General features: G+C 72.7%; 2 protein-coding genes. Both read right to left on the bottom strand.

Annotated features, from left to right (window positions below; all coding sequences use genetic code 11):
* A partial coding sequence (locus NBW84_RS17580) for a DUF2232 domain-containing protein (RefSeq protein WP_250285820.1) occupies positions 1-2,791 on the bottom strand: 2,791 nt, incomplete at its 3' end.
* A 600-nt stretch (positions 2,792-3,391) separates the two neighbouring features.
* A complete protein-coding gene (locus NBW84_RS17585) occupies positions 3,392-4,030 on the bottom strand; it encodes a hypothetical protein (RefSeq protein ID WP_250285821.1) in 639 nt (212 codons plus the stop codon).
* Between the last annotated feature and the right edge of the window lie 281 nt (positions 4,031-4,311).

Genomic DNA, 4,311 nt, shown 5'->3' on the forward strand with positions numbered 1-4,311 from the left:
GGGCTGTGCCGTTCTGGATGCAGAAAGTATCGTCACAATTACTCAAACTATCGCGATCACTAGAAGTGACGTCGAGGAGTTCGGCCTCCGTGCGGGCCCCGGCCGGCCGGGGATGGGGCAGCGGCGCGGATGGGTGACACGGTATGTCTCCGGTGGCGCCGTCGGTGAACGGTCCGTCATGCACCAGTCGCCCGGCTTCCAGGACGAGCATCCGTTCGGTCAGGCGGGCCATGTCGTCGAAGTCGTGGGAGATCACCACCAGCGTCAGGCCGGTCCGGGCGCGCAGGCTCACCAGGACATCGATCAGAATCCGCCTGGACGGGGCGTCCAGGCCCGCCAACGGCTCGTCGAGGATCATCAGCCGAGGCCGGCAGGCGATCAGCCCGGCGAGCGCGGCCCGGCGCATCTGCCCACCGGAGAGATCCTCCACCCGCCGGTCCCGGAAGAGCTCCGGGTCGAGCCCGACCGCGGCCAGGGCCTCGTCGGCGGCGGCCACGCCCACGCCGGCCGCCGCGCGCACGTCAGCGCCCACGGTGGGCGCCAGCAGCTGCAGCCGGGAGTGCTGCACGGCAAACCCGATCTCGCCGGGGCAGGCGGTCAGCGGCTGGCCGGCGAGGTGGGCCGCACCCTCCGAGGGAGTCAGCAGACCGGCGAGGACGGCGGCCAGCGTCGACTTGCCCGAGCCGTTGCGGCCGCGGACCAGCACCGCCTCACCGCTGTCCAGGCAGAAGGAGACGTCGCGCAGCGCCCGGCGGGCCCATGGTGACCGGGGCGAGTAGACCTGCCCCACCCCGTCGAGGCGGACCAGCGCGGCCGTCCGCGCGAGCCGCTGCCCGGCGGGTGCGGCCGACCCGGCCGACCCGGCTGATACGGCCGGTCTGATCGGTCTGATCGGTGAAGCCGGGGTGGCCGGCGGAGCGGGGACGGCCGGCGGGACAGCGGCGGCCGGCGGAGCCGGTGGGACGGGGATGACCGCGGGCGGATCCACCGGGGGAGTCCGGCTCGCCGCCCGCTCCAGCGGGCCGGGCGTGTCGGTCGCGGCGGGCATGCCGACCGTGCTGGCCGCGGCGTCCACGGCGGACACGGCGGGTATGCCGGATGTGACAGGCGCGCCGGGTGCGGCGGGTGCGCCGGGTGCGCCGGGTGCGGCGGGTGCGGCGGGTGCGGCGGGTATGGCGGGCGTGGCGGGTCTGCTGGCCGGGCTGGACGGCGGGATGGGTGACGGGAGGGCCATCGAGCGGGACTGCGCGGGCCGGGCCCGCGGCGGGCGCCAGGGGGACGCGCACGGCACACCGCCCGCCGGGGCGCTCGCCGAGGTCAGCCGGCCCGCGTCGAGGACGATCCGGCGGTGCGCCCGTTGTGCCTCCGCCGGGTGATGGGTCACGTGGACGACCGCGACTCCCTCCTCGTCCGGCAGCCGCGCCAGCAGGTCGGTGAGCTGGTCGCGGCCTTCGGTGTCCACCATGGCGGTGGACTCGTCGGAGACGAGCAGCCGGGGCGCCCGCGCGAGCGCGGCCGCGACCGCCAGCCGTTGGAGCTGCCCGCCGGAGAGCGTGGCGGTTTCGCGGTCGGCGACGTTCGCGAGCCCGACCCGCGCCAGCAGGGCCTCCACGTCGACGGTGGCGCCGTCGGGCAGGCCCCAGACGACGTCGTCGAGGACCCGCACCCCCAGGACCTGCGACTCCGGACGTTGGAAGATCATAGCGGTGCCGCCGGTGCGGCCCAGCGCGCAGTCGCCGGGCCGCAGCACCCGCCCGTCGGTGGGATGCCAGCCACTGATGATCCGGGCGAGCGTCGACTTCCCCGAGCCGTTGCCGCCGACGATCGCCACGAACTCGGCCGGCCGGATCGTCAGTGACACGTCCCGCAGCGCATCCCGCGTCACATGGGGATAGCGGTAGGTGACGGATTCCAGGCGGACGGGCAGCGGATGTGGAGGCTGTTCCGCCGCGGGCGGTTCCGGACACCCCCGGGCCGCCGGCTTCCGGCGCGCCGGCGCCGGCCCCGGTGCCCATATGGGCGCGTTCGGGTGGTCGGACCGGGCTTCCGGCGCGCCGACGGCGAGCCGGCGCAGCACCGGACGGGTGACCACGGCCGCGGTGAGCACGTTGACGCTGGTGTTGGCCAGCAGCGCGATCGGCAGCAGCGCCCACCAGTGCTCCGCGCCCCACCGCAGGAGCGCGTCCGCGGTGCGCAGGCCCGGGCTGTCCGGGCCGATCCCGACGTGGACGAGGCTGCTGCGGGCGCCGTCCCAGCTGTTGACGATTTCGGCGAGTACCAGCGCCCGCAGATCGGTGAGCACGTAGAACAGCGCGTTCATGCCGAGCGCCACCGGTGCCCACAGCGCGACGAGACCGACCGCCGTGGTGCGTACGAGGCCCCAGCGGCGACGGTGCGCGACGCCCAGCAGCGTGCCGGTCATCATGCAGGACGTGATCGTGATCGCGAAGCCGGTGCCGCCGATGAGGACGGCCACCGCCAGCGCCGCGACCATCGCCGTCCAGGCCGCCCGTAGCCGCCACCGGGCGGCAAGCGTCGCCGCCGGAACCGTCGCGACGATCGTGAGCAGCCAGCCGAAGGGGAGGAAACGTGTGACCAGGCAGATCGCGATGACCAGATCGACCAGGAGCGCGGCCTCGACGATCTCCACCGTGCGCAGCCGCTGCCGGGCCCGCGGCGCCCCGGCCGCCCCCGCGGCAACGGTGGGCGCTGAGCCGGTGGGCGCTGAGCCGGCGGGTGTGGGACGGGAGGGTGGGGAGCCGGCCGTGGGCGGGTCGGACAAGGTGGTCACCGTCAGCTCTCCGGTCCGGTGGTGCTCTCGTCGATGGTCGTGGCCGGGCAGATGCGTCCGGTGGACGGTCGCGGCGACACCATGGCGAGCGGGGGAGGCCTCCGCCTCCCGCCTGGCTCCCGCTGGTCCCTGGCTGGTTCCCACGGGCCCGCTCGCCGCTCCACCCATCCACCCGCTCCCATGCGTGCCGCACCGGACATCCAACTGTCGCATGGAACCTGAGGGGTGTCCGAACCGCCCGGCCCGAAGCCCGGGCCGCCTGCGACAAAGATCATGGATGCTCTGTGCCGTCCGCGCGGACGGCCGTGGATGGTAGGGAGACGCATGCTGTGGTGTAACCCGCCACAGGCCCGATCAGCGATTGCCGACCATCATGAGAGGATGCCCGGCCGGCACCGTCATCCGGCCGGCACTGTCATCCGGCCGGCACCGTCATCAGCACTGCCACGTCAGCCCTGCCAACGGCATTGTCGGCAGGCGGCCTGACGACACGATACCCACCATCGGCATCGACGCCACATGACCGGGGCGCCGCGGCGGCGGCGACCGTGCTCGTTCCAAGTGCTCGTTCCGGGTGTTCGTCCCAGGTGCTCATCGTGCTCATTTCAACGGACGGAAGGACGGGGGCTGAATGGCGGACGGCTGCGCCGTGTACACGGCCAGGGTCTGGGCGAGGCCGGTCGGGTCGACACCGATGGCATGCATGCTGCGGGCCAGGTCGTCCATCACGACCAGGGCGTGGTGCAACAGCACCTCGTCGATGCCCGTGGGCCGCTGGACCGCCTGCCGGAAAGCGTGGGTGATGTCCGCGTCCCCGGTCAGCGCGGCCAGCGCGCCGACGCGGATCCGCTCGCTGAGCGACTCCCACACATGTTCCGAAAGGGGTGCCTGCGCGCCGCGCCACACCCCGCGGTAGGTCAGCGACCGGATGACCACGTGGGGCTGTTCGCCGGTCCGCAGATGCAGGGTCACCGCCCACATCGCCAGCAGCCAGCCCAACGACTGCAGGAGGCGTACGGAGTCGACCCGCAGGCGCGTGGCCAGGGCCGCCTCCGCCTCCTGGCGGGTGGTCGCGTCCGCCCACGCCTGGACCAGGCGTTCGGCTTCCACGATGTCGGTGATGTCGAGTTCGGGAGTACATGGTCGTACGACCGAGGCAGCTCGTTGCGAAGCGGTGTCGACCAATGCGAGGGCACCGACATCGTGCAGCGTCTGCCAGGAAAGTCCTGCTGGCGCCATAGTCGATACGGTAATCGCCCGTTCGTCCGTTGGGCCCGTTTATAACGCAGCTCACTGAGCTTTCTTCACTGCTTCGGGTGCTTCCGGTCGCCAATGCCGCTGGTGTAACCGTATGAACCGTTCCAGGTCATTGAAACGTCTAACGTATTAATTTGAAATATCAAAGTGGCAAAGGGAAGTACATCGTGATTTTTGTGCCTGGAGCTGTGGGACGCGCTCCGGCCGGCCCGCCCCACGGCCCGCCCCACGGCCCGCGCCCGGCCCGCCCGGCCCGCCCGCCC

Source organism: Protofrankia sp. CiP1_Cm_nod2, assembly GCF_920664355.1.
Taxonomy (GTDB): Bacteria; Actinomycetota; Actinomycetes; order Frankiales; family Frankiaceae; genus Protofrankia.

Coding starts and splice junctions, on each gene's coding strand:
- NBW84_RS17585 (WP_250285821.1), bottom strand. CDS start 4,030: ATGGCGCCAGCAGGACTTTCCTGGCAGACGCTGCACGATGTCGGTGCC.